Raw genomic sequence first — 19481 nt, 5'->3', positions numbered from 1 at the left:
GCCTTACCGCCTCAGTCCACGCCCGCGCCACCCGCGATCCGGTTGATCTCCCGGCTGCGCAGCACCCGTTCGCCACCGCCCCGCATCCCGACCACGGTGATCATTGCCTGTCCCAGCCGCTCCGTGGTGGTCACCTGCCCCGGTGCCACCCGCCGCAGCACCGGGTAGAGCCAGGAGACGGCCGCGTACGCCGCCCGGTACAGGGGGGTTTTGGACCGTTCGCCGTGCACCGGGTGGATGTAGTTCGGCCGGAACATGTACGCGAAGAAGTCCATCGCCAGCAGCGCGTTTTCCGTGCGCCCCTTCACTCGCGCCCACCTGGACCGGGCCCGCCCACTCCCGTCGGTGCCCTCGCCCGATACGTAGGTGAACGTGAGCCCCCGGTTGCGTGCGGCGAGCTCACGCGCGGCGGCGAGCGTGTAGTCGTACGTCACCCGCCGGTAGTCCGCCTCACGCTGGCCGCTCGCCGAGATGCCAAGGCACCAAAAGCAGGCGTCGAGGCCGGTGAGAGCGTCACCGATGGCCGAGAAGTCGGTGAAATTCCCGTGGATGACCTCGCTGAGCTTGGGATGCCGCAGGCCCAGCGCCGTCCGGCCCACCACGAGGACGCTCTCCACCCGCTCATCGAGCAGGCACTGGCGCAGCACGCCCTGGCCGACCATCCCCGTCGCGCCGAAGATCACTACCTTCACCACAAGCCGTCCCGTCATCGGAGCCAGGCGCACACGCAACCGATCTTCCCCCGACCGCGCCCCAGCGCGCCATCTCCAAGACGCGCCCCGGCGCGCACCCTCCCAGCCCACGCCCCAACACGCGCCCACTCTCCCGACCCGCATCATCACCACCACCGGCCACCACCGGCCACCACCGGCCACCACCGGCCACCAGCCACCACCGACTGCACCGCCGGTCGGCCTGCGGCGGCCAAGACACGCCGCCGTCGCCAGGCCACCACCACCCCATGGGCCAGGCCGCGACTCACCCCATGGGCTGCGGTCGCGAAGGGGTGGGGCACGGGAAAAGATGGGCCAACGGACCCGCCCGGCAGGAGAGGAGGACGGGGCACGCCGGCCCACGCCGCCCGGCCCCGGCGCCCCGACCAGCCATGAACCACAGCATCCGAATCGCCCAGGACCCAGCCGCCGACGCAACCCTCAGCCGTAGCCCGCTGGCCACCCTGATCGGGATGCTGCTCGATCAGCAGGTCCCGATGGAATGGGCCTTCGCCGGCCCACACACCATCGCCCAGCGCATGGGCACCGACGACCTCGACGCACAGGACATCGCGGCTTACGACCCGGAGGCATTCGCCGAGCTGCTCTCCACCAAGCCCGCCGTGCACCGCTACCCAGGCTCCATGGCCAAGCGAGTCCAGCAGCTGTGCGCGTACCTGGTCGAGCACTACGGCGGCGACCCGGCCGCCCTGTGGCGCGACTGCGACGACGGCCCGGAGGTGCTGCGACGGCTCAACGACCTGCCCGGCTTCGGCAAGCAGAAGTCGCAGATCTTTCTGGCCCTGCTCGGCAAGCAACTCGGCGTGCGGCCCACCGGCTGGCGAGAGGCGGCCGGGGTGTACGGCGAGGAGGGCTCACACCGTTCGGCCGCCGACATCACCGGCCCCGAGACACTGGCCCAGGTCCGCGCGTACAAGCAGGGCGCCAAACAGGCGGCCCGCGCCGCGGCAGCGCAGCAGGACTCGGCGGGCGCTGCGACGCCGCCGCAGGGCGGTAGGAGCGGCGGCAAGAGCGCCGACACGGGGCGCGGCCAACGATGAGGGGCGCAAGGGCCGGGCAGCGCGGAGACGTCAGGGCGTAGGGGCGTACGAGGGCGCACCGGGCACATCTGCGGGCGCAGGGGAGGCGTACGGGGGCGTGACATCGGCCGATCGCGGTCGTGGGGCAGTGTCTCCAGTCGGCGCAAGCGTCGAACCTGGCGCGCCCAGTCGCACCTCGTTCCCGATATACAGCCCTTTGTCGCCTCCTTACTCTCGCCTCATGGCTGCGCCGGGTGCCGCGAGCCCGGTAGGCTTTCCGTGTGATCTTCAAGCGCATCGGAAACGGGCGGCCGTACCCCGACCACGGCCGGGAAAGCACCCGCCAGTGGGCGGATGTGGCCCCACGCCCGGTACGTCTTGACCAGCTCGTCACCACCAAGCAGCAACTCGATCTGGAGACGCTGCTCGCGGAGGACTCGACGTTCTATGGCGACCTGTTCGCCCACGTCGTGAAGTGGCAGGGCGACCTCTACCTGGAGGACGGTCTGCACCGCGCGGTGCGTGCGGCGCTACAGCAGCGACAGGTGCTGCACGCCCGCGTACTTGAAATGGGCTGAGCCGACCGCACCAGGGGCTGGGCCGAACGGGTTGGGCGGCACCCGAACGGTTGATCATTTAGTAGGCATGAGCGGCCACCCGCACTACGCTGCGGCCATGAGCATGCTGACGCCTCCCGGCATGGGCGGGAAGAACCGCATCACGGGCGCTCGCTATCCGCGTATGCGTCCCCGCAAGAACCACCATCGGCTCGTGCTCGCCGTCGTCGGCTCCGCCCTCGCGCTCGGCCTGGTTGGCTGGGGCATCTTGCAGCTCATCGACGTGTTCGCCGGAGGCGGCGGCAGTACGGCGCACGCCTCGCCGGACAAGCGCGACTGCCAGCCCGTGAGCCAGTCGGGGCAGGCGGGCCCCTCGGTGCCGGTGCCGAAACCGGCCACCATCACGGTCAACGTCTACAACGCCACGACCCGCAGCGGCCTCGCGAAGGAGACCGCCGACGAGTTGCGTAAGCGCGGCTTCCGGGTGGGGAAGGTCGGCAATGCCCCAGCCGCGTACGACAAGAAGGTCAAGGGCACCGGAATACTGGTCGGCCCCAAGGCAGTCGCCGACGCCCGCATCGACGTGCTCGGCACCCAGCTCGCCGGTGCGCAGACGAAGACCGACGCCCGCAAGGGGCGCGACATCGACTTCATCATTGGCGACGGCTACCGACAGCTGACGGTGAAACGGGACGCCGATCGCGCGCTCACCGCGCTGACCCACCCCGCCCCACGCCCGTCAGCGAGCTGCTGACCCGCTTCGCCGCACACCACCCGCCCGCGAGCCGCCGACCCTCCAGCCGCACACCCGGTACGCAGCCATCAGCCCCGCGCACCCCGTACGGGGCGGTCAGCCCGCCGTGCCGTACATCCGGTCGCCCGCGTCGCCGAGACCCGGGACGATGTAGCCGCGCGAGTCCAGCCGCTCATCCACGGAAGCGGTCACCACCGTCACCGGGGAGCCCGCCAACTCGCGCTCCATCACCTCGACGCCCTCCGGCGCCGCCAGCAGGCACAGCGCCGTCACATCGTCAGCGCCACGCAGCATCAACTCGTTGATCGCCGCGACGAGCGTGCCGCCGGTGGCCAACATCGGGTCCAGGACGTACACCTGGCGGCCGGAGAGGTCCTCGGGCATCCGGGAGGCGTACGTCGATGCCTGGAGCGTCTCCTCATTACGGACCATCCCCAAGAAGCCGACCTCGGCCGTGGGCAGCAGCCGCACCATGCCGTCGAGCATGCCGAGACCGGCCCGCAGGATCGGCACCACCAGCGGGCGCGGGTGGGAAAGCCGCACGCCCGTCGTCGTGGTGACCGGGGTCTGAATGTCCACCTGTTCGGTGCGCACATCGCGAGTCGCCTCGTACGCGAGCAGGGTGACCAACTCGTCGGCGAGGCGCCGGAAGGTCGGGCTGTCGGTGCGCTGATCGCGCAACGTGGTGAGCTTGTGCGCGACCAGCGGGTGATCGACGACGTGGATACGCATGGCATCGACAGTAACCGAGTACGCGCAGAGTGACGGCACCGCGGACAACCGTCAGCAGTCTGTCGCCGCGGTGGCATCAACCCACCGTTCCGGGGGAAAGTGGGCACGTATGCTCGGCCTGCCACCCGGGCCCGAGCCTCTCCCCCGAGGTGGTGTGTCATGTCCGACCAAGACGAACTCGGCGACGAGCCAACGCGGGAGCCCGAAGTTGACCGCCGTCGTCGGCGCGCCCAGTTCCTCCGCGAACTGCACGAGGCGCGGGAGCTTCGGGACCGAGTACAACCTCGCCGCGCCCGCGCGGCCCGCATGCGCCAGGCCATGCGGATGCGCACATTCCGCTGGTAGCGATAACGGGCTTTCCCCCCTCCGCGGCGCCGGCCGCCACCATCCACCGCGAGACGCAAGGAGCACGAGGGGGCGCGAGGGGCGCGACACACCGCCCGCGCGGGACGCGTTTGGTCACCGACAAACGCCCGGACGATGCGCATGTCGGAGCGCGGGCCGGGCCGGCCGACCCAGCCCCGAGGGAAGGCCCAACGCGGGCGAGGCAGGCCGCACACACCCCGGCTGAGCAGGAGGCGCGCACCGCAAGAGCGCGCGCTCCGTGAGCGGCGCATCACCAAACGTACGTACGGATAACCCAGTGCTTCCGTGGATGACCCTTCAGTGACAACACCGCGGACAGTCACCCGACGCAGTACGGAAGACCCTTCGCGCCGCGCTGGTTTCTGCCACGATTCCGAGTGGCGGGGCATAGCCCCGTCTGTCCCGGCACGCCTATGACCAGTGGGAGAGTCACGGTGTACTTCGCCGCACTGCTCGCGCGCACCGAAGACGGGTGGGAAGCGAGCGACACAGAGCTCGATGATGTGGAGACCCTGTCTGATCTGACCGAACTGGCCCGGGGGGCCGCGGTCGATGAGGACACGGTGCTCGCCTACATCGAGCAGGAAGATGCGTGGTTCGGCCTCGTCCGAGTGGACGGGGAGGAGGACCCGCGCATCTATATCTCGGATGCGGCGGCAGCCGCCCGCAGCTCGTACGGTGTGATGCTCACCGACGAGTTGACCGAGCACGACGCGGAAGACGATCTGGACCGGCTGGTCGATCTCGACGGGACGGAGGACGGCGAGCCCGACTCCGACGACGAGGACGCCTCCGACACCGCCGACGAGATCGTCCAGCCCGGCCCCCTGGGTGACCCGGAGGTGCTCGCCGACCTCGGCATCGGCGCCAAGGAGCTGCGTGCGCTCAACGAGGACGCACTCAGCGAGATCGCGGATGTCCTCGGCTGCGGGGAGGTCCTGGAGGCGGTGCGCTGACGGTTGACGAACCCGCTCGCCCGCCGGCCCGTCCCGCCGCCCGCCCGGCGGCGGGACGGCCGCACACTGGTGCCATGACTGACCCCCTACGCGACCCCTGGCTCGGGCCGATGCGGCATGCCCTGGAGGAAGCGGTACGAGCCCCGGAGACCGATGACGTCCCGGTCGGCGCCCTCGTACTCGGCCCGGACGGCTCCGTAATCGGCCGGGGCCGCAACGAGCGCGAGGCAACCGCCGACCCCACGGCACACGCCGAAATCCTGGCCATCCGCCAGGCCGCGGCCCAGCTCGGCGAGTGGCGTCTGTCGGACTGCACGCTGATCGTCACCCTGGAGCCGTGCACGATGTGTGCGGGCGCGATCGTGCTGTCCCGCCTGGATCGGGTCGTCTACGGAGCTGTGGACGAGAAGGCGGGCGCCGTGGGCTCCCTGTGGGACGTCGTACGCGATCGTCGCCTCAACCACCGCCCCGAGGTCATCCACGGCGTACTGGCCGACGAGTGCGCCAGCCTGCTCACCCACTTCTTCCGCGACCGCTGACCTTCTTCGACGGCCGCCGAACTGGCTCGAAGACGCCTCCCCCCGCAACCACGGGCAGAGGGTGCGGGTCGGGTGCGGGCCGCAGCGGGGCGGGGCGGCTGCGGGGACGGGCCCTGCGTGGTGGCGGCCTTGTCGTGGTGGCGACCCTGTCGTGGTGGCGGCCCTGTCGTCGCAAGCGGTGGCTCAGCTCACGCCCGTAAACTCCACCCAATCGACCTTTTCCCCGCTCGCCCCGGAACCGATTTCGAGGCACGGCCCACCGTCCGCTAAGCTTTCTCTCGGTAGCGTGTCCGAGCGGCCGAAGGAGCACGCCTCGAAAGCGTGTGAGGGGGCAACCTCTCCGTGGGTTCAAATCCCACCGCTACCGCTCTGAGCAGGACGAACGTAGGGCCCGACGCGCGTGAGTCGGGCCCTACGTCGTTCCTGGTCTCAGGTGTGGGCTCAGCTGGTCTCTTCTGGTGCGTCCGCGGGGTCGCCTGCCTCGGCGCCCGCCACGCTGCATCCACCGGCGTACGCGACTTCGGCCCATTAGCAGCCGCCACCGAAAACGCCCATCGAGAAGTCCCTACGCCAGTCTCCCGGCAACACCCCGTTGCGGCGTCGGTGTCCCACTGCCTCAGTGTGGCCCCCGCGTTTTCGTCGAGGGCCCCGTCAGCGCAGCGTGCGCCCGGCGTGTCTGGGTTCGGGGAGTTGGTCGGCAAAGGCCGTACGCGAGTTGAGGTTGAGTTTTCGTAGGGCACGCGCGACATGTTGTTCGACCGTGCGTGGGGACAGCACGAGCATTTCCGCTATCTGGTGGTTCGTCATTCCCTGGCCCGCCAGCATCGCTACTTCTCGTTCCCTGGGCGAGAGTTCTTGCCCGTATCCTTTTCTTCCGCGTTTTCCGGCGCCCTCGTAAGAGCGCACATGGCGTTGGCAACGAGCAACGTCATGAATGGTGCCAAGCATGGCGTACAGGGCGAGGGCGGCGGTGAACTGGTTGGCCGCTGCCTCGTGTTCGCCCGTATGGGAGAAGCAGTGGGCGGCGGACTCGTGTGCTCTGGCAGCCTCGGCGGGGTGGGGCAATTGCCGGTAGTGCAGAGCTGCTTGGACGTAATGTGCGGCAGCCGTGGAAGCTGATCCGCGTGCCAGCGCCAATGCGCCGTGGCCCGCATCGACGGCGGCTGTGGCCAGCGGGGCGTCCTTGCCCGTGAGGCCGTCCTCGAATTGCTGGAGGAGTTCTACGGCGTCAGCCATCCGGCCACACCGCGCCAGCACCCGAATCCCTACCGGAACCAGTTCTGCCGCCCACACCCAATTCCCCTTGTCACGCAGGCACTCGATCGCGAGGTCTGCCTCATGGCAGGCCGCCGCGGTGCGCCCTTGTGCCAGCAGCATCGCGGTCCGGCCCGCACGTGCGGAGGCTACGACGGGCACATTGTGCGGTGCGGTCCTCAGCGCCGTATCGAAGTGGTGCGCGGCAGCCGCCCGGGCCCCTTGCCACAGGGAGAGCCAACCTGTGGCGAGCCAGGCGTCCGCGGCCAGGAATTCCATGTCACCGGCAAGTGCTATGACCCGGTCGGCGGCACGCGAGAGATGAGCCCATTGGCCGCTGGCCGCATCGAGCCGTAGCGAGGTTCCATCGCCCAGCATCGACAGGAATTCTCCCTCGTTCTCGGAGGTCAGCCGTTTGCCCTCCATGAGAAAGACATAGGCGCGGCCGTAGTGCCCATTCCATGTCGCGGCATCAGCGAGATTGAAATAGGCCCGTGCCAGTTGCGGTTTCGAGGGGAGGATCTGCGCCAACTCGGCAATGTCCTCCCATACCTTGGGGTCTGCTGTTTGCATGCGTACGGAAAGACGGTTCGTGAGGACCGCTGCGATGGTCTCCGCGTCCACGCTGTCGCCCAACGCGGCCTCGGCCTGCCGCAACCAGTGCAGGTGCGTCTCGACTGGTCCCGTTCCGAGGCTGGGGAGAGCCAGGGCCGCCATGCCGCGTGCCGCAAGCTCCGGTTGTTCCCGCAGCTCTGTCACGGCGGCTTCGATCTCGCTTTGGCCTGCTTCCAGCTGACCGGCCTGATTGATCAGCCAGCGCCCCAAGTTGAGGTGTACCTCTCCGCGGGCTGCCGGGGACAGCCGGTCGTGGTGCAGTGCTGCGCGTAGCCGGTCGATGGTCTCGGCGGGGGTGATGCCGTTGAGGACCGCACGACTGAGCCGAACGACGAACAGGTCGTGAGCGGAATCGGGTAGCTCGGTGTCGGCCAACACTCTTTCCAGGAGGGCAATGGCGGCCGTCGCATCGGCGGTCGCCAATTTCTGCTCCACCGCGGCCAAGGTGTGTTGAACCCACGCGGCCAGGTTGCCGCTCTGGCGGTAGTGGTGGGCGAGCCGGTCCGGTTTACGGTCACTCTTCGTGGCCAGCAGTTCGGCGGCGCGGGCGTGCAGCCGCCATCGCTGAGGACCTGGCGTCGTCTCCCGGACGGCTTGCGCCGCAAGGAAATGCCGCATCCCATAGCGTCCTGGGCCAACCTCGTACAGTGCCCCAATTTCGACGGCGCGGGTGACGGCGGCCCCGGTGCGCCGTGCCGGCAGACCGGCCACCGCCCCCAGGTCCTGCTCCGTCGCAGGCTCGCCGAGTATCGCCGCCGCGCGTATCGCGGCACTCGCCGCCCGCCCCGCCGAAGCGAGCAGCTCACGCATGGCGTCGTGCAGCCCAGGAGGTGCCGGCAGGTCAGCGAGCAGCGCTGGCTGGAGCGTCGCCGACTCCGGTGCGGGCACATCGCGCATGGCCTCTTCGACCCACAGCGGAATGCCACCGGTGTGGAGGTGGAGCGTGGCCGCGAAGTCCTGCGGCACCTGCGGTACGCCGAGAACGTGCGCTGCGAGCCGGCCCACCTGCGGAGCGTCCAACGGCGCCAGGCGCATACGGGTGCTGACGTTGAGGGCCGAGTAATGCGCCGGCAGCGCGCCGCAGGGCCTGCGGCACGTCAACACGAGAACCATCTCGGGTGGCGGATCGGCACAAAGATAGAGCAATAGGTCCCACGTCTCGCTGTCGGCCCAGTGCACGTCTTCGATGACCAGCACGGCGGGGCCGTGTGCGGCCAGCAGTGCACGAAACGCGGGGAACAGCTCGTGCCGCTGAACAGCCGGCGCGACCTGAGCCGGCAGGGCGAGCGCGTCGGCCTCAGCGGCCTGAGCCGGCCGCAGGGGCGCATCGGCCCGGGTTGCCTGAGCCGGCGGTGAAGACGCATCGGGCTCAGCGGACTGATCCGGCTCAACTGGCTCAAGGGATATACGGCGTTGGCCCGACAACACGGCAGAGAGTTCGGGCAAAAACGCCCGCGGGGGCCCCACGCGCGGGCCCCATTCCGTGCCCTTGAGGCGTTCCTTGGCATTGAGCCGTTCCCTGCCGTGGCGTAGTGCCTCAATAACCGGCCCGTACGCCAAAGGCTCCCGCATAGGCGGGCATACCCCGCGCAGTACCACCTGGTCGGCCATTGCCGAATGGCGGAGCAACTCGCGAATGAGGCGGGACTTGCCTATTCCGGCTTCGCCTTCGATCAGCACCGTCCCCGGGGGGTGCCGCACGGCCTCGACCAGCCGGTCGAGTTCGGATGATCTGCCGATGTAGGGGCTCGATCGTGTGCAAGCGGCGAGTGCGGGGGGCGCCATGCGCGGACCCTAACCGCCACCACCGGGAGGCACAAGGAAGTTCCGTACCGGCCTTTATTGCGTATACGCACCTATTGATACGGCCATTGCTCGCCAGGCGCGGGCCGCCCATGGTTCTGCATGTCCAGCAGTCGCCGCTTTTCCGCGGCCAGCTGAAACGGACTCCCCATCCCCACGGCCACATGCGGCATGCCCCCACCGAGGAGAGACGTGCAGAAGAACTCCACAGGACGCAAGAGACTGCTGGTCACCATTGCCACGATGGCGCTCGCTGCGGCAGCGACGAGCTGGGCACCCTCGGCTTCCGCCAAGACCGAGCCTTCGCCCGCGCCGGGCAAGCTGCTCACCGTGCCGAGCAAGGACCAGGTCAAGGGCCGCTACATCGTCAGCATGAGCGACAAGGCCGCGTCCGTGTCCACGACGTCGGCACAGAAGCTGGCAGGCAAGTACGGAGGCCAGGCGCACCGCGCGTACAACCACGCGCTGCGTGGGTTCTCTGCCAAGATGAGCGAGGCCGAAGCGGCCAAGCTGGCCGCGGACCCGCAGGTGAAGTATGTCGCGCCGGTCCAGATCGGCCACTCGTCCGAAACCCAGACGAACCCCACCTGGGGCCTGGACCGGATCGACCAAAAGACCAAGAGCCTCGACGGCAAGTACACGTACAACACCACCGCGAGCAATGTCACCGCCTACATCGTTGACAGCGGCATTCGGATGAGCCACCAGGACTTCGGCGGTCGGGCCAAGAGCGGCTACGACTTCGTTGACAACGACAGCAACGCCAGCGACTGTCTGGGCCACGGCACGCACGTGGCCGGGACGGTCGGAGGGACGAAGTACGGCGTGGCCAAGGGAGCCAAACTCGTCTCGGTCCGCATCCTGGACTGCAACGACAGCAGCTCAACGGAGCTGGCCCTCAACGGCATCGAATGGGTCACCGAGCACGCCGCCAAGCCCGCCGTGGCCAACTTCAGCTTGCAGTTCGGCAACTCCGACACCGTCGTCGAAAACGCGATCAAGGAATCCATAGCCTCCGGCGTGACATGGTCCCTGTCGGGCAACAACTTCAACAGCGACGCCTGCCAGTCGTCACCGGCGAAGGTGCCCGAAGCGATCACCGTGGGGAACACCACCAAGGACGACGCCCGCCGCTCCGACTCCAACTACGGCAGCTGCCTGGACATCTGGGCCCCGGGCACGGACATCGTCTCCACGAGCCACCAGAGCGACACCGGCACCCGCACGATGAGCGGCACGTCCATGTCCGCCCCGCACGTCGCCGGCGCGGCAGCCCTCTACCTGGCCGACCACCCCAGCGCCACGCCCAAGCAGACGCGTGACGCCCTGGTCGCCCAGGCCACCACCGTCACCATCGGCGACGCCAAGCCCGGATCGCCGAACAAGCTGCTCAACACCAACTCCGGCGGCACCGAGCCCGAGCCCACGACCTGCCCCGCAGCGTCCAGCAGCAGCCCGGTGACGATCGCGGACAACTCGGCCGCGGTGACCAGCCCGGTCACCATCGCGGATTGCGCCGGGCAGGCATCGGCCACCACCCAGGTCACGGTGGACATCACCCACACCTACCGCGGTGACGTCGTCCTCGACCTGGTCGCCCCCGATGGCTCCACGTACCGGCTGAAGAACTCATCGGACAACGACTCCGCCGACAACATCCGCGCCACCTACACCGTCAACGCCTCCGCCGAGGCCCGCAACGGCACCTGGAAGCTGCGCGCCCAGGACGTCTCCGCCAACGACTCCGGCCGGATCAACTCCTGGAAGCTCACCGTCTGACACCACCATCCGGTCCCGGGGGCCCACCGCGGTCGCCCAGGACCCTCGTCTCCGGTGAACGCCGACCCAGCGTCCACCGGATAACGGGCCGGCGCCGAACCCCAACTTCGAACGCAGGCCCCTCCGGGCCGGGCACCGCGTGCCAAGACCACGCGGCGCCCGGCCCGGCTTCGTGCTGCGGGCGGCCGTGACCGCTCCCTCGTCCAGCGGGCTCGGGCGGGGGCCGGGACGCGGGCTGGGACCCGGGCAGAGGCAGCCACTCACCCGTACCACCACACCCGGTCGCCACCCGAGCACACCCCGCATAGCGTGGTGGCCGCAGAGGCGGAGCGGTCCGCCGGTCGAGAGCCGTCGTACACCGCGCGATCACCAGGTCGGCTCGTAGCGGCCCATGAACGGCTGCGGTCCACGAACGGGCGCGGCCCGTGGGCGGCTGCGGCCCGTGGGCAGTCGCGGCCCGTGGGCGACGGCCCGTCGCCGTCGCTGGCAGATGCGATGACCACAGCGAGAGGGGCACCCGGTGGCTTGGATCGTGCTATTGGTTTCCGGCGTGCTCGAAGCCGTATGGGCAACCGCCCTGGGCAAGTCCGAAGGCTTCAGCCGGCTGGCACCGTCCCTCGTGTTCGCCATCGGCCTGTTCCTGAGCATGGCGGGCCTCGCCTTCGCGCTGCGCACCCTGCCCGTGGGCACCGGTTACGCGGTCTGGGTCGGCGTCGGTGCCGCACTAACCGCCGGGTACGCCATGGCAGTCGGCGACGAATCCGTCTCGCTGGCCAAGCTGCTCCTGCTGGTCGGCATCGTCGGCTGCGTCGCAGGCCTGAAGGTACTCCACTGACCCACCCGCCTAGTCGGCCACATCCAGGCCGAAGGGGCTCACCGCGTACGCGCACTCCGTATAGATGTAACCCGGCTCGATCTTCGCCGTGTCGGCACCGGAGCTGTTGGAGCTACCGCCCGTGGACTTATGGAGGAAGTAGGACGTGCCAACGGGCAACGAGATGGTGCGCTGCGGGTAGCTCTTGCTGCCCTGGCATGCGCTACGCCGTGCCGCCGCCCGGTTGGAGTACGTCGTGCAGCCGTCACATGCCTTGAGGGAGAAGCTGCCGGTGACGGGGCCCGTGTAGAGAATATCTACCGGGTTCGGACTGTCGTTTTTGACCGTGACGGTGATGCTTCCGCCGGAGGCCGTCGTGGGCAGGTTCTTGCCCGCGGCGGGCAGCTCCTTGGCGATCTCCGCGGCGATGACGATCTTCTGGGCGCGCGGCCGGTTCTTATCGCTCCGGTAGGTGTCGGCGAAGCCCTTCAGGGTCTTGATGGCCGAGTCGAACTGGCCGTCCTTGTACTGGTCAACGCCGCACGCGTACGTACCGGACTGCACATGCCCCTTCGCCGTCCCGGCGGCCTCGCCCAGCCCCCCGGCGCCGCCCGTAGCTCCCTTGGCCAGGACCGTGGCCTGGCTGCTGAGGGCGTTGAGGGTGGTGACGGCCTCGCAGGGGGCGCTGCCCTTCAGATTGTCGGCCGCGGTGGCGATCGCGGCGCTGACGGCCGGCTCCACCTTCGCGGCCTGCTCCGACTTCGGGAACTCGGTGAGCAGCTCGCTGAGGTTCGCGTTCTTCTCCGCGGCGTACACGGACTGACCGAGTCCGGTCACCCCGCACTCGTAGAGCGAGGTGGCCAGCCGGTCATCAGGCCAGGTGGCCAGCGGCCCCACGCTCTGCTTGCCGACAATTGCGGGCACCGTGCGCAGATGCTTCAGCGGCGTGATCGCCTCGCAATACTCCTTGCGGCCGTACGGGGCACCGACCGTCTCGTAATACGTCTGCAAGCGGTCCGGAACGCGCTTGGCGGCCCGGGAGCCCGCGTGATCGTCGGTGAGGTCGCCATAGATGTCCAGCGCCTTGGTGTAGTCCGACTCGGCTCGGCTGAAGGGCTGGTCGTTCGCCGTCTCGACGATGCGGTCGGCCCGCTCAAGGCGGTCGAGGAGCATCTCCTGGGTGGCTTCATCACGTGCGCTGTCGTACGCGACGAACCCGCCCCCGGGCGCAGCGAGGAGCACCACGCCGAGCAGCACGGCGACGGTCGAGCGCGGCGGCCAGGTCAGCCGCCTGCGCAGCCCGAGGTACGCGCCATGGGCCGCCGCGCCGGCCAAGACGGCGAGATAGCCGACGAGCACCCCGCCCGAGACGCCATCCGGGTCGGCAGGCAGGGTGAGCAGCAGCAGGCCACCGGTGGCGGCCCAGCACAGGGCCATCGCCCACCAGACCCGCGTGAGGGCGTACCCCACGCCCAGACCGCTGAGGTTGAGCAGCCCCACCGCGGCGGCCCGCCAGGGGTCCGCCGCAACGGGTGGTGCGGGCGGGTTGGGCGGCGGAGGTGGGGCGCCGAAGTGATACGGAGGCTGCGGTGGCCCCGGTGGCTGTAGGGAGCCGAGTTGCAGCGTGGGCTGCGACGGTTGTGGTGGCTGTGCCGGTGCCTGTGGTGCGGGTGCGGGTGCGGGTGCCGGTGGCTGTGCCTGTGGTGCCGGTGACTGTGCCTGTGGCGGCGGGGGCAGCGGCGACGCGTGCGGAGAGGACTGCGGCGGCCCGGGGGGCGGCGCCGAGGGCGACGAGGGCGACGAGGGCGGGAGCGATGCGGGCGGTGGCGGTGCGGGGGGCGGCACCGCGGCACCGCCCCCGGAGCCGCCAGCGCCCACGGCCTCTCCCTGAGGCCCTCTCTCCGGCGAGTGCCGTTGTTCCCACACCATCGCAATTCCCCCCACGTTGCCGCTGTGCGTTCGCCCCGTCATCGCCGGTCGGCACCCGCGGCCACAGCGGCAGCCTCCTACCGGGGCGGGGCGAGCTGACCGCCGGCACAGCACGGCGTGGTGAGGACCGGCCCCGACGAGGTGCAGCGGGACGGTGCACAGGGTCAGCGGTGCGCGGCCCGTGCGGCATCCAGCCCGGGGCCGGTGGTCGCACGGAGGCTGCCGCAGGGCGCGAGCCGACGAGCGGCAAGCGGTCTGCGGTCATCGGTGCGTACGGCCCGACGACGCACACGACCCTACGGGGCACAGGGCCCAACGACCAGAGCATGTGACCACCAACGCGCGTGTACGCGCGAGGACTTGGCGATCAACGCTCCGAAGCGCGGCAGGAGCCTGACGTTCCGCACCGCGCGGACCAGGTCGGCCGACCGGCCGACCCCAACCCAGGCGGCCCCGACCCCGACAACCCCGCACCACACCCGAACCCGGCCCCAGCGACCCGACACGCCGTCGTGCGGCGCATTCCGCCATCGGGGTCAACAGCGACACTTCCGGCCGATCCCGGCACAGCTGCGCCGGCTACGGACCCTTTCCGCCGGACTTCTCCGCATCGCCCACACCGTTGAAGAGGACATGAACGATGGGCCTAGTCACTCGGCCGGCCTACAGCTGTGGATAGACTCACGCGAGCTCACAGGTGACGCAGGGGAGGCGGACGAGATGGCTCAGGCGAAGAAGATCGCTACCTACATACTCGTCGTCTTCGTGCTGTACACGATCATCAACTCACCGGACCGGGCCGCCGACCTCGTCCAGGTAGGGTTCGAGGGCATCTCGGACGCGGCAAAGGGCATTGGCGAGTTCATGACCGAGCTGGTCAAGTGACCGGTCGCGGACCTGGCTGCCCGCCACCACCGCGCCGCGCCTATGTCGTCTGACGGAGGGCAGCCCCCAGTGATACGTCATCTGGTCCTTTTCAAACTGAATGACGGCGTTACGCGCGATGAGCCGCGCGTGATCGCCGGAGCGAAGGCGTTCCAGGAGCTGGCGGGGGTCGTCCCCGAGCTGGAGTTCTGGGAGTGCGCCTGGAACATCACCGACCGGCCCATCGCGCACGACTTCGCCATCAACTCGGCCGTGGCCGATAAGGACGCGCTGAAGCGCTACCTCGAACACCCGGCCCATCAGGCTGCCGCCGACCAGTGGCGAACCTTCGCCACCTGGGTGATCGCCGACTACGAGTTCTGAGCCGCTCGCCCGCACAGCAGCCGACAGCCCCCCGCCGCACGGTGGGGGGCTGTCGGCTGTACGGGGCGTCGGAATGGGTGCGCCACGCCCCAACTCACCCATCAACACGGAGCTATACGGTGCTTGCACACCGTGGACATGTCTTGTGATGCTATGACCGCTTTTGCCGGATGATTGGGATGGGACGACCTGAAGGGTGGCGTGACCGTGACGGCCCGTACTGCACCCAAAGCGCCACCCCAGGGCGGCACCAGCGAACGCGCAGCACGGGTCGAACGCGCAGGCGAACCAGCGGACGATGCCACCACCACCCCGCGGGCCGACGACGGCCCAACCGAGACGGCGGCAGCCAACCGAGCCGATGACGGCCCGTCCGAAACGATGCAGACTGGTGCCGGCCAGGCAGGAGCAGCCGGGTCGGCCAGGGGCGGCCCAGCCGGGTCGGCAGGTGGCAGCCCAGCCGAGATGGCAGGTGGCAACCCAGTCGAGACGGCGGGCGATGGTCCAACCGAGGCCGCGATCACGCCGCGCGAGCGGCGGAGCGCCGACGCGCGGGCGCTCACCCAGGTGCTGTTCGCCGAGTTGTCCGGGCTTGAGCCGGGGAGTACCGAGCACGCCCGCGTACGGACCGCGCTGATCGAGGCCAACCTGCCGCTCGTGCGCTACGCCGCCGCACGCTTCCGCAGCCGCAACGAGCCGATAGAGGACGTCATCCAGGTCGGCACGATCGGGCTCATCAACGCCATTGACCGGTTCGACCCACACCGCGGAGTGCAGTTCCCGACCTTCGCTATGCCCACGGTCGTCGGTGAGATTAAACGTTACTTCCGAGACAATGTACGAACCGTCCATGTCCCCCGGCGGCTACACGAGCTGTGGGTGCAAGTCAGCGGCGCGACCGAGGACCTGACGGTGTTGCACGGCCGCACCCCCACCACCGCCGAGATCGCCGAGCGCTTAGGCATCGGCGAGGACGAGGTGCTCGCCTGCATCGAAGCCGGCCGCTCGTACCACGCGACCTCCCTTGAGGCCGCCCAGGAAGGCGACGGGCTGCCCGGGCTACTCGACCGGCTCGGATACGAGGACCCCGCCTTAGCCGGGGTCGAACACCGCGATCTCGTACGGCATCTACTCGTCCAACTACCGGAGCGCGAGCAGCGCATCCTGCTCCTGCGCTACTACAGCAATCTCACCCAGTCGCAGATCAGCGCGGAGCTCGGGGTCTCCCAAATGCACGTGTCACGACTGCTATCGCGAAGCTTTGCTCGACTACGTTCCGCAAATCGGATCGAGTCGTAACCCGTAAAGGGGACCCCACGATCACCCCCCAGGCAGTAATGTCGACTTGGCGCTACAGCGTGTTGACGACATGTGACATTCTGCTGGAACTGCGTTTGGCGCAGCCGATCTTCCGGTATTCAGGGGGAGGCAGCGTTGCACGCACGAGAGCGCTACCGCGACCGTCCGCGACCTCAAAGGGGGTGGCATGTCCGTAGATCTGGGCAGCTCGAAGGTGCTCACCACTGACGCATCACGGGTGCTTGACGACTGCGACGCCATCGACACCCGCACCCTCTCCCGCTCCCTGTTCCTGCGGCTTGCCGCACTCGACCAGGACAGTGCGGAGCGCACGTATGTACGTGACACCCTGATCGAGCTGAACCTCCCCCTGGTCCGCTACGCCGCGGCGCGCTTCCGCAGCCGCAACGAGCCGATGGAAGACATCGTTCAGGTCGGTACCATCGGCCTGATCAAGGCGATTGACCGATTCGACTGTGAACGCGGCGTGGAATTCCCCACCTTCGCGATGCCCACGGTCGTCGGTGAGATCAAGCGCTTCTTCCGGGACACCAGTTGGTCGGTACGGGTCCCGCGCCGCCTCCAGGAACTGCGGCTCGCCCTGACGAAGGCCAGCGACGAGTTGGCACAAAAGCTCGACCGTTCACCCACCGTTCCGGAGCTCGCCGTATGCCTCGGTGTCTCCGAGGAAGACGTGGTGGACGGCCTCGCCGTCGGCAACGCGTACACCGCTAGTTCGCTCGACTCACCGTCCCCCGAGGACGACGGTGGAGACGGCTCACTGGCCGACCGGCTGGGGTATGAGGACAGTGCCCTGGAGGGCGTGGAATACCGCGAGTCGTTGAAGCCGCTGCTGGCACAACTGCCGCCGCGGGAGCGCCAAATCATCATGCTTCGCTTCTTCGGCAACATGACGCAATCGCAAATTGGCGAAGAGGTGGGCATCTCCCAGATGCATGTATCGCGGCTGCTGACGCGCACGCTGGCGCAGCTCCGCGAAGGGCTCATCGCCGACTGACCACCCCCTTGGCCATCGCGACCCCGTGGCCCCATCCCCACGACCGCCCAAGGATCACCGGCTGTCGGCTGATTACCAGCTGAGGCGTCCCACGCACTGCCGCGAGTCGCTTCCCCCGCTTCCATGAGGTCCATGAGGCGGGGGACTCCCTCGCCAGGAGAGCAGGGCACTCACCGCCGACGTGCCGCGGGCCACCTTGCCCGCTCCTCAGCCTCCTCTCAGGGGGCTGACAGCTGCGCCTCCACACACCACCACGAGCTGCCACGCCGTGCGCCGCACCGCAGGCGCCACCGCTACCGCGCGTGCGGGGGTGGGCGCGGGTGTAGTCGTGCCTCGTAGCGAGCGCCCCTCTTGCCGTGAGCGCCGCCGCGCCGTGAGCGCCCCCTCGCCATGAGCACCGCCTCGCCATAAGCGCCACCGCGCCGCGAGGGACGAGCAGCACCGGCGCCCTCATCGGCCTCGCCGATGCGATGCGGCGGGCGAGACGCGAGGCAGCCGAACCGACAGGCACCGGCGGAAAAACGGTCCGGCGGCCCGCCGGTTCCGCTGGCGCCTGGGTGAGGCACCGGGCGAAGGTGGTGGGCCGCCGGTTGGGCGTACGGGGTCGGTCGGGCCGACGCGGGTCAGCCGAGGGCGAGCCAGGCGACCGCGGCGACTACCACCACCGCGACGATCACGCCAATGATCACGCCCAGCCGTGGACCGGAAGAGGTAGGTCCGGCAGCGGGCTGGCGCTGCTGCTGTGGTCCGCCCTCATCGACGAAGGCGCGGAACATCTGGGTGTTGCCAGCCGGGTCGTGGTTGCCCTCGGGGCCAGGGGTGTTCGCCATGGTGCCCGACCCTAGCGAATGTGTGGAATCCCGCACACCCCCGGGGTTTCCAGGGGCTTGACGCGCCCTTTCCTCACTTGACCAGGGCGCGACGCAGGCTTTGTCGGGTGTTTACTCCGGGAGCCCACATTTCATTTGCCTGTAGCAACTAACTTCTCTTATGGTTGCCCTAAGCAACTTGATCAACCGGGCCTGACGAGACCGCCATCGGCGAGCGACCCCACCGGCCCTGCCCGGGCCCGGGTGGACGCCACCGACCCAGCGATCACCTCCAGCCAGGCACCTCCCGTAAGGGCCGCCAGCAGTGGATCAAGCACACCACCCGACCAGCCGAGGTCGCCGGGCCAGACCAGCTCGGGGCCCATACGACCCAGGGCCAGCCAGTCCGACCAGGCCCGCCGCCCGTCACTCCACACCAGGTCAGCCGGTCCGGCCGCAGCGGTCCGCACCGCACGGCCAGGGACGCGCGGAGCACCGCACGGCCAGGGACGCGCGGAGCAACGCCCGGCACGCTCTGGAGGCACACCGTCGGGCTCACGCTGCGCGCCCCGTAACCCCCAGGACCGCGCCCGACCCTCGTCCAGCACACAGATCACCGTCCGGCACACAGTGCACATCGGCCAGCCCAGCCAGCCCAGCACGTAAGGAAGGAGCACCGGTGGCGACACAGGAGCAGTACCGGGAGTTGGCACGGCAGCTCACGGCCACCGCGGCCATCCAACGCGACCTCAGCCGTGCCCTGCCTGCCGACTGCCCGCCGGCGTCGGCCATCGTCTTGATGGTGCTGGCTCGGCATGGCGAGATACGGATGAGCAAGCTCGCCGAACTGCTCTCCATCGACATGTCCGTGACCAGCAGGCACGCCGCCCACGTCGCCGAACGCGGCTGGATCGACCGGCAGCCCGACCCGCTGGACAAGCGGTCCCGACTGCTGCGGATCAACGCACGCGGCGAGGCGCTTCTCAACCAGGTGGCCGAGGGCTATTCGCACGTGCTCGCGCACTGCTTGAGCGGCTGGTCGGATGACGAGTTGGGGCAGCTCAACACGCTGCTGGCCAAGTTGCGGGCGAGCTTCGGCGACTGCCGCGCCCGCCCCCCACTGCCGCCCCAGGTTTCACCTGCGGCAACACCAACCCCACCGGCCGCGCCTGCGGACCCGCACCCGCCGCCCTCGGTGGGCCACGACATCACCCGTACACGCACGAAGCGATAGGCGAGAAGGAACCCAATGGCAA

The 19481-nt window shown here is 69.2% G+C and carries 19 protein-coding genes and 1 tRNA gene; 14 read left to right on the top strand and 6 right to left on the bottom strand.

Features of this window, described 5'->3' with window-relative positions; all coding sequences use genetic code 11:
- Positions 1-11: 11 nt before the first annotated feature.
- Positions 12-710 carry an NAD-dependent epimerase/dehydratase family protein gene (locus FHS42_RS06465; RefSeq protein ID WP_221476119.1) on the bottom strand — a complete coding sequence of 233 codons (699 nt, stop codon included), beginning with the start codon at positions 708-710 and terminating at the stop codon, positions 12-14.
- 395 nt (positions 711-1105) lie between these two features.
- On the opposite strand from FHS42_RS06465, the gene FHS42_RS06460 reads away from it, so the two are divergent.
- The 3 genes from FHS42_RS06460 (at position 1106) to FHS42_RS06450 (ending at position 3064) form a co-directional block, all read left to right on the top strand.
- A complete protein-coding gene (locus FHS42_RS06460) occupies positions 1106-1774 on the top strand; it encodes an HhH-GPD-type base excision DNA repair protein (RefSeq protein ID WP_184569576.1) in 669 nt (222 codons plus the stop codon).
- 260 nt (positions 1775-2034) lie between these two features.
- The gene (locus tag FHS42_RS06455) at positions 2035-2331 is read left to right on the top strand and encodes a type II toxin-antitoxin system VapB family antitoxin (RefSeq protein ID WP_052855611.1); all 297 of its coding nucleotides are present in this window, start codon (positions 2035-2037) and stop codon (positions 2329-2331) included.
- A 97-nt stretch (positions 2332-2428) separates the two neighbouring features.
- Positions 2429-3064 (top strand): LytR C-terminal domain-containing protein, encoded by a 636-nt coding sequence (locus FHS42_RS06450; protein ID WP_246494231.1) that lies wholly within the window; start codon positions 2429-2431, stop codon positions 3062-3064.
- 96 nt (positions 3065-3160) lie between these two features.
- Here FHS42_RS06450 and upp read toward each other — a convergent pair whose 3' ends face one another.
- Positions 3161-3796, bottom strand: a complete 636-nt coding sequence (upp, locus tag FHS42_RS06445) for a uracil phosphoribosyltransferase (RefSeq protein WP_184569574.1) — start codon at positions 3794-3796, stop codon at positions 3161-3163.
- Positions 3797-3955: 159 nt separating this feature from the next.
- Here upp and FHS42_RS06440 point away from each other — a divergent pair, with 159 nt between their 5' ends.
- The 4 genes from FHS42_RS06440 to FHS42_RS06425 all read left to right on the top strand — a co-directional run bounded on the left by FHS42_RS06440 (position 3956) and on the right by FHS42_RS06425 (position 6024).
- Positions 3956-4141: a hypothetical protein gene (locus FHS42_RS06440; protein WP_221476213.1), complete on the top strand. Its 186-nt coding sequence runs from the start codon at positions 3956-3958 to the stop codon at positions 4139-4141.
- A 434-nt stretch (positions 4142-4575) separates the two neighbouring features.
- Positions 4576-5118, top strand: a complete 543-nt coding sequence (locus tag FHS42_RS06435; RefSeq protein WP_184569572.1) for a tRNA adenosine deaminase-associated protein — start codon at positions 4576-4578, stop codon at positions 5116-5118.
- 74 nt (positions 5119-5192) lie between these two features.
- The gene (tadA, locus tag FHS42_RS06430) at positions 5193-5657 is read left to right on the top strand and encodes a tRNA adenosine(34) deaminase TadA (protein ID WP_184569570.1); all 465 of its coding nucleotides are present in this window, start codon (positions 5193-5195) and stop codon (positions 5655-5657) included.
- Between the two features lie 280 nt (positions 5658-5937).
- Positions 5938-6024 (top strand) — tRNA-Ser (locus FHS42_RS06425).
- A gap of 284 nt (positions 6025-6308) precedes the next feature.
- Here the strand turns inward: FHS42_RS06425 and FHS42_RS06420 are convergent.
- Positions 6309-9311, bottom strand: a complete 3003-nt coding sequence (locus FHS42_RS06420) for an ATP-binding protein (RefSeq protein WP_184569568.1) — start codon at positions 9309-9311, stop codon at positions 6309-6311.
- Positions 9312-9521: 210 nt separating this feature from the next.
- Here FHS42_RS06420 and FHS42_RS06415 point away from each other — a divergent pair, with 210 nt between their 5' ends.
- Both FHS42_RS06415 and FHS42_RS06410 read left to right on the top strand, forming a co-directional pair.
- Complete coding sequence (locus FHS42_RS06415; RefSeq protein WP_184569566.1) at positions 9522-11108, top strand: S8 family peptidase; 1587 nt, start codon at positions 9522-9524, stop codon at positions 11106-11108.
- Positions 11109-11628: 520 nt separating this feature from the next.
- Positions 11629-11943, top strand: a complete 315-nt coding sequence (locus FHS42_RS06410; protein ID WP_184569564.1) for a DMT family transporter — start codon at positions 11629-11631, stop codon at positions 11941-11943.
- Between the two features lie 9 nt (positions 11944-11952).
- Here the strand turns inward: FHS42_RS06410 and FHS42_RS06405 are convergent, their stop codons facing one another.
- Positions 11953-13422 (bottom strand): hypothetical protein, encoded by a 1470-nt coding sequence (locus FHS42_RS06405; RefSeq protein WP_184569562.1) that lies wholly within the window; start codon positions 13420-13422, stop codon positions 11953-11955.
- Between the two features lie 1149 nt (positions 13423-14571).
- Here FHS42_RS06405 and FHS42_RS06400 point away from each other — a divergent pair.
- The 4 genes from FHS42_RS06400 to FHS42_RS06385 all read left to right on the top strand — a co-directional run bounded on the left by FHS42_RS06400 (position 14572) and on the right by FHS42_RS06385 (position 17416).
- Complete coding sequence (locus tag FHS42_RS06400) at positions 14572-14736, top strand: hypothetical protein (protein WP_184569560.1); 165 nt, start codon at positions 14572-14574, stop codon at positions 14734-14736.
- 69 nt (positions 14737-14805) lie between these two features.
- Positions 14806-15099, top strand: coding sequence for a Dabb family protein (locus FHS42_RS06395; protein WP_184569558.1), 294 nt, complete (start codon positions 14806-14808; stop codon positions 15097-15099).
- Between the two features lie 465 nt (positions 15100-15564).
- A complete protein-coding gene (locus tag FHS42_RS06390; RefSeq protein WP_246494345.1) occupies positions 15565-16398 on the top strand; it encodes an RNA polymerase sigma factor SigF in 834 nt (277 codons plus the stop codon).
- 187 nt (positions 16399-16585) lie between these two features.
- A complete protein-coding gene (locus FHS42_RS06385; protein ID WP_184569556.1) occupies positions 16586-17416 on the top strand; it encodes an RNA polymerase sigma factor SigF in 831 nt (276 codons plus the stop codon).
- Positions 17417-18039: 623 nt separating this feature from the next.
- On the opposite strand, the gene FHS42_RS06380 is transcribed toward FHS42_RS06385, so the two are convergent.
- A complete protein-coding gene (locus FHS42_RS06380) occupies positions 18040-18246 on the bottom strand; it encodes a hypothetical protein (protein WP_184569554.1) in 207 nt (68 codons plus the stop codon).
- 182 nt (positions 18247-18428) lie between these two features.
- Positions 18429-18695, bottom strand: a complete 267-nt coding sequence (locus tag FHS42_RS06375) for a hypothetical protein (RefSeq protein WP_184569552.1) — start codon at positions 18693-18695, stop codon at positions 18429-18431.
- Positions 18696-18904: 209 nt separating this feature from the next.
- On the opposite strand from FHS42_RS06375, the gene FHS42_RS06370 reads away from it, so the two are divergent.
- Positions 18905-19459: a MarR family winged helix-turn-helix transcriptional regulator gene (locus FHS42_RS06370; protein ID WP_184569550.1), complete on the top strand. Its 555-nt coding sequence runs from the start codon at positions 18905-18907 to the stop codon at positions 19457-19459.
- The last annotated feature ends 22 nt before the right edge of the window (positions 19460-19481 follow it).

Source organism: Streptomyces zagrosensis (assembly GCF_014203645.1).
Lineage (GTDB): Bacteria > Actinomycetota > Actinomycetes > Streptomycetales > Streptomycetaceae > Streptomyces > Streptomyces zagrosensis.
This window is presented reverse-complemented; position numbering and strand designations above follow the sequence as displayed.